The following is a 5,137-nucleotide window of genomic DNA, read 5'->3' on the forward strand; positions in this document are numbered from 1 at the left end:
CATTAAACGCGGGTCTGATGTCATGATTTTGGTGAGCGTTCCAGAGAGTTTGAGAGGCGGATAGCCTCTCATTAAAAAATAAAGTTTGTAAATAAAAACTATTTTTATTGTCAATCTTCTGAAATTCTTCTATGAATTAATCAATGTGTTGATTGCATACGCAACAATCAACAAGGGATTAAAAGCCTTAAATTATAGCGTTAGAATTAGCTCACTATGTTGGGCTTCCCGGAGTTCCGGGAGTTTTTGTTATGTCCAGGTGCTTTTCAGCACTAAAAGCAAAAAGCTGACTATAATTCAGTACTTTTAACTCCCGGAATACCAATGCGAGGGCGCTCGCACCCGGTAGGGGGAATTTAAAGTGCAAAACAAAACTCCACATTTTAATGATATTTCTGTAGGGGAAAAAATTCGCGATAGAAGAAAATTCATGGGAATTTCTCAGACAGAATTAGGAAACAAATTAGGAGTAAGCTTCCAACAAATCCAAAAATATGAAAAAGGCTCAAATCGTGTAGGAGCTGGACGTTTGCAGGAAATCGCTAACATACTAGATGTTCATATCTCCTTTTTTTATACCGACATTTCACAAAAAAGAAATATCTCATACCCTTATGATGAAGGAATTTCCAGTAAAGAATACTGCCTTTTAAGAGGTTTTAGACAACTCAAACCTAAAAAACAGAAAGCAATTTTGTGGTTGGTTTCCGAATAGAATGAATACTTTTAAAATTATATTACATACAGCTATCTTCTCTATTCATAATAATATTTTAAATATTTATTACGTATTTTGTACGTAAATAATAAATAATAATTATTTATTTTGTGTGTAATTGTTATTTATATAATTTTCAATAAGACGATTAAGAAAATCACCACCATCTTCATTAAGTTCGTCTGCTAAAGACCAAAAACTGTCTCTTACTTCTGGTTCAAGTGCAAGTGTTAATCGTGCTGTTTTTAAACTACGTCTTCTACGTCCACTACCACGTTTTGTTTCTACACTATGACGTGTCGTAAAACCATTATTTTGACCTATCTTACCTAATTCTTGTTCATCTACTTTTTGTGCTTTTGTAAACGGTTGTAAATTTTCAAGATTCGGTAATACAATTTCAGCTCTTTTTGTCATGCTACTTTGTCCTTTAATAAATTTTCATTATCCAATACCTTCACAACAGCATTAGCAAAAACCGTTGCATTTTCTTGTGCTGCTTGAGGATTATTCACATCAGAAGATGCTAAATCAAAGAGAGACCCCCCTATCTGAAAAAGAGCACTAAAAGCTCCTCTTTCAGTTAATGAAGCAGGTAAAATAGGAAGATTAGCCTTTTCTAACGTTTTCTCTATATGCTGTCCTTCGCGACTGTTTAAGGTATTAGTCATAGAAAATACGATACGAAAAGGTATTTCTCTTTTAAAAAACTGACTCTGTTGTTTTATTAAAGCAATGATCTTTCCTATCTGATCTCCATCAAGTTGTTTTTTTCTCATAGGAACCAAAACTAAATCTGCTCTCCCTATAGCAAAAGAAGCCGCAAGATTAGCAGAACCTTCAAGATCAACAATAACAAATGGAAACTGTTCTACAGCATCATCAATGCAAGAAACAATATTCTGTTCTGTAATATTTCCAGAAACTTCTATATTTTGAGGCATTGTATCTACAGATCTTTTCATCCATGTCACAAGTGGTTGATTTGGGTCTGCATCAATTAATTTCACCTTAGATCCGGCTTTAGCAAAAACGTTAGCTAATACTAATGCCATTGTGGATTTTCCAACACCACCTTTTGTTGAACACATAGTAATTACAGGCATTAAGATATTCCTTATTCAATGAATAAACACCAAATAAATACCATTTATTTATTACGTATTTATTAAAATTATAAATAATAATTATTTATTTTGTAAATATTTATTATTTACGTATAAAATACGTAATAAATATTTATATCTTGTTAATTTCAAATCAGGCATAATCGGGTGTGCACATTCCAGTATGCAAACGAGTTTATTTCACAATTTCGTTTCTTGTGAGTAATTGATTTTTACATTACTTTTATATATATTAGATAATTATATAGTAAGAGGAATTTTTTATGTCTTCATTAACAGTTACAGCAAAAGGACAAATTACGCTAAAGCGGGATTTACTACAGCACCTTGGTGTTAAACCAGGTGAGAAGATTGACTTTGATAAGTTACCAGGTGGTGAACTTCGTATAAAAGCGTCACAGCCTACAAGCACTATTGAGAGCTTTATTGGACGATTTTCTGGAAAACTAAAAAAACCTCTAACCATTGAAGAAATGAACGAAATTACAGCTTCTAGTTGGGCTGGGAAAAAATGAAGATTTCTGTAGATACAAATGTTCTGGCTCGTGCTGTTTTACAAGATGATAAAAAGCAAGGGGAGGTAGCAAGTAAGATTTTAAGAGAAGCTTCTCTCATAGCTATTTCTCTACCTTGTCTATGCGAACTTGTTTGGATACTTCGCCGAGGTGCAAGACTATCAAAAGAAGATGTAGCTGGAATGTTACGCGATCTGCTAGCAACCAGTAATATAGTAATGAATAGACCAGCTGTTGAAGCAGGGCTTGCTATTCTAGAGGCTGGTGGTGATTTTGCTGATGGAATTATAGCTTATGAAGGTAATTGGCTAGGTGGCGAGACATTTGTTTCGTTTGATAAATTAGCAATCGACCTATTAAAGAAAAACGGACAATTAGTAAAACTCCTTACTTAATGAGTGAGCTAATACCTATAAAAGAATAAGCTATAGATGTGGATTTTCCAACACCACCTTTTGTTGAACACATAGTAATTACAGGCATTAAGATATTCCTTATTTAGTAAATAAATATTATTTATTTAGTACGTATTTTGTACGTAAATAATAAACATACTTCAATGCATCACGTCATGGAAAAGAACTATCAACTTGGCGCAGTTTATCTTAATTTTCCAATGTTCTTGGCATGGTAATGATAGGCTTTGTTTTTGTAAGCTTGATGTTTTTACGTTCAATAAATAAACGTAAGGTGTTCACACTAACTCCTAATGTCTTAGCAATACGGCTCTGTGATAAACCAACATTTATAAATGCTTGAATTTCATCAATATGGCTATCAAGCTTCAATCTTGTGGCTATACTCCCCTTTGGACGACCAAGTTTTATACCACGTTGACGAGCAACACTTAATGACTCTTTTGTGCGTGTTTGAATTAAATGTCTCTCAATCTGTGCTACCATACCTAATACAGTTGCGATGATATCGCTTTGTAAACTACCGTCCATGATAAGATTTTGTTTCGTCACGTGAAAAATTAAACCACGTTCACTAGCGGCTTTGAGAATTTCTAGGACAGCAAGAGAAGAACCAGCTATACGAGAAAATTCAGGGGTTAATAATACATCTCCTCGTTCTGCTTTTTTAATTAAAACACCAAGCTTACGCTTGCGCCAATCTTTTCCTCTACTTGCAATTTCTTCTTCAATATGAAGTGGTGCAAAGCCATTTTTATTAGCATATTCTAACAATCCAAATTTTTGATTTTCTGTATCTTGTCCATCACGAGAAACACGTAAATAAGCATAAAATTTTGGCATTTTCAGTAAAAAGGTTATTTTTGATTAAAACTGATATATTATTGCATAGAAAAAATAGGAATTAAATATACAATTTTCGTTCATAAAAAATGATCGTTTTTTCTGATATTGCAATTTATGACGCTTCAAACGACACTGTGCGTATCTTGCGTATACTTCATGCAAAGAAAAAATTTCAGTAGTTAACTGTATCTAAATTGAATCCGGCTGTGTTTAATAGTTCAATAAGTTTTGGGAGAGTCTCTTTTACGTGTTCATTAAAAGGAATGTAATTAATCCCTTCATAATCTGAAGGCACTTCAACATCTCGTTGTTTTAAAATAGCAATATTTCTGCAAGAAATTATAGGAAACAACATACCCATTCTAAAAATAACATTTTGATTAGCGCGCGGTTGTGCGTCTTTTTTATCAGCAGATTTTGCATAGCTAATCTCATCGGGAGTAAGTAGCACAATACCAAATTTTGGAGAATTAGTTTGCATACTAATTTCTTGTTTAAAATCCTCAATAGTAGTTAAATCATCACTACCAAATTTCAGAACGTATGGTTCCAATCCAAGCTTAAAAAGAACACGTTCAGTTTGTTCTAAAATAGTATGATTATTATATACAATAAAAATTTTTGGCATTTTTATATCCCCTATAAAATATATGCATTTGACCCAGAGGGCTTATTATTCCTTATCAACGAATAATTGCGATAAAAATTTCTCCCAATCTATTTTTGCCTTTAATTTATCATTAGTCTCTTTATCAAATTTTATTTGTTTACCATTTACAGTAAAATAAAATTCAACACTTTCGATATCATCATGATTGAACATTACCAACACCTATAATTTTAATTATGTTCCATGTTTTATTGAGTTTAATGGAAATTTTAATACCTTTATTTTTACATTGCTCTCTGAAAGCAGGCGCGGGGCGCGCCTGTTATTTATGCTACTTCAGCGACCGTTTTAACAATATTATCGCCTTCATAAACCTCACAATTTCTGGGAACGAAAGAAAACCTAGCAGATCTTTTTATTATTGCATTGCCATATACATTACCACTAATATGGAAATAACCAGAGATCTTCGCATTGCCATAAACAGAACCGTAAACTTCAGTATGACACCCCACGCTAGCATTTTCATAGACCTTGCCATAAATTTTCGCTGCGCCATTAACAACAGCATGATCATAAACTTCTGCATTTCTATGAATACGTGCACTCCCAGATAATTTTGCATTACCATAAACCCTTGCATGATGATAAACCCATGCGTTATAAGAAAGGTGAGCATTGTCATAAACATGAGCTCCCACATACACGCGGGTTTTACCACATACATGCGCATTCCCATAAATGTGACCACAAACAATAGCATCATCACAAACAATAGCGTTATCATAAACACGACCGTAGCTAAAAGCCCATGCATCACCACCAACCCAGCAATTGCCATCATGAGATAAGTTGCTTTCCTTTTCAATATAACCACCAAGATCACCAGCCTTGACATCATCAAA

9 protein-coding genes are annotated in these 5,137 nt (G+C 33.5%); 3 read left to right on the top strand and 6 right to left on the bottom strand.

Going from position 1 to position 5,137, the window contains the following annotated elements; translation table 11 throughout:
• Positions 1 to 361 precede the first annotated feature (361 nt).
• On the top strand, positions 362 to 715 hold the full coding sequence (locus ACFIJW_RS10200; protein WP_375628367.1) for a helix-turn-helix domain-containing protein: 354 nt from the start codon (positions 362 to 364) through the stop codon (positions 713 to 715).
• Positions 716 to 817: 102 nt separating this feature from the next.
• Here the strand turns inward: ACFIJW_RS10200 and ACFIJW_RS10205 are convergent, their stop codons facing one another.
• Entirely contained in the window at positions 818 to 1,135 is a 318-nt protein-coding gene (locus ACFIJW_RS10205; RefSeq protein WP_375628368.1) for a hypothetical protein, read from the bottom strand.
• The gene (locus tag ACFIJW_RS10210; RefSeq protein WP_375622568.1) at positions 1,132 to 1,824 is read right to left on the bottom strand and encodes an AAA family ATPase; all 693 of its coding nucleotides are present in this window, start codon (positions 1,822 to 1,824) and stop codon (positions 1,132 to 1,134) included. Before ACFIJW_RS10210 ends, ACFIJW_RS10205 begins: the two co-directional genes overlap by 4 nt.
• Positions 1,825 to 2,108: 284 nt before the next feature.
• Here ACFIJW_RS10210 and ACFIJW_RS10215 point away from each other — a divergent pair, with 284 nt between their 5' ends.
• Both ACFIJW_RS10215 and ACFIJW_RS10220 read left to right on the top strand, forming a co-directional pair.
• On the top strand, positions 2,109 to 2,360 hold the full coding sequence (locus ACFIJW_RS10215; RefSeq protein WP_004857201.1) for a hypothetical protein: 252 nt from the start codon (positions 2,109 to 2,111) through the stop codon (positions 2,358 to 2,360).
• Positions 2,357 to 2,755, top strand: a complete 399-nt coding sequence (locus ACFIJW_RS10220) for a type II toxin-antitoxin system VapC family toxin (RefSeq protein ID WP_375628370.1) — start codon at positions 2,357 to 2,359, stop codon at positions 2,753 to 2,755. The genes ACFIJW_RS10215 and ACFIJW_RS10220 overlap by 4 nt, the downstream gene beginning before the upstream one ends.
• Positions 2,756 to 2,965: 210 nt before the next feature.
• Here the strand turns inward: ACFIJW_RS10220 and ACFIJW_RS10225 are convergent, their stop codons facing one another.
• The 4 genes from ACFIJW_RS10225 to ACFIJW_RS10240 form a co-directional block, all read right to left on the bottom strand.
• The gene (locus ACFIJW_RS10225; RefSeq protein WP_375628372.1) at positions 2,966 to 3,619 is read right to left on the bottom strand and encodes a recombinase family protein; all 654 of its coding nucleotides are present in this window, start codon (positions 3,617 to 3,619) and stop codon (positions 2,966 to 2,968) included.
• Positions 3,620 to 3,794: 175 nt separating this feature from the next.
• Positions 3,795 to 4,250: a TIR domain-containing protein gene (locus tag ACFIJW_RS10230; protein ID WP_375628374.1), complete on the bottom strand. Its 456-nt coding sequence runs from the start codon at positions 4,248 to 4,250 to the stop codon at positions 3,795 to 3,797.
• A gap of 45 nt (positions 4,251 to 4,295) precedes the next feature.
• Positions 4,296 to 4,445: a hypothetical protein gene (locus ACFIJW_RS10235; protein WP_375628376.1), complete on the bottom strand. Its 150-nt coding sequence runs from the start codon at positions 4,443 to 4,445 to the stop codon at positions 4,296 to 4,298.
• A gap of 113 nt (positions 4,446 to 4,558) precedes the next feature.
• The coding region (locus ACFIJW_RS10240) for a hypothetical protein (RefSeq protein WP_375628378.1) at positions 4,559 to 5,137 on the bottom strand (579 nt) is incomplete at its 5' end.

It is taken from the genome of Bartonella sp. MM97QHHN, assembly GCF_042194285.1.
Lineage (GTDB): Bacteria > Pseudomonadota > Alphaproteobacteria > Rhizobiales > Rhizobiaceae > Bartonella.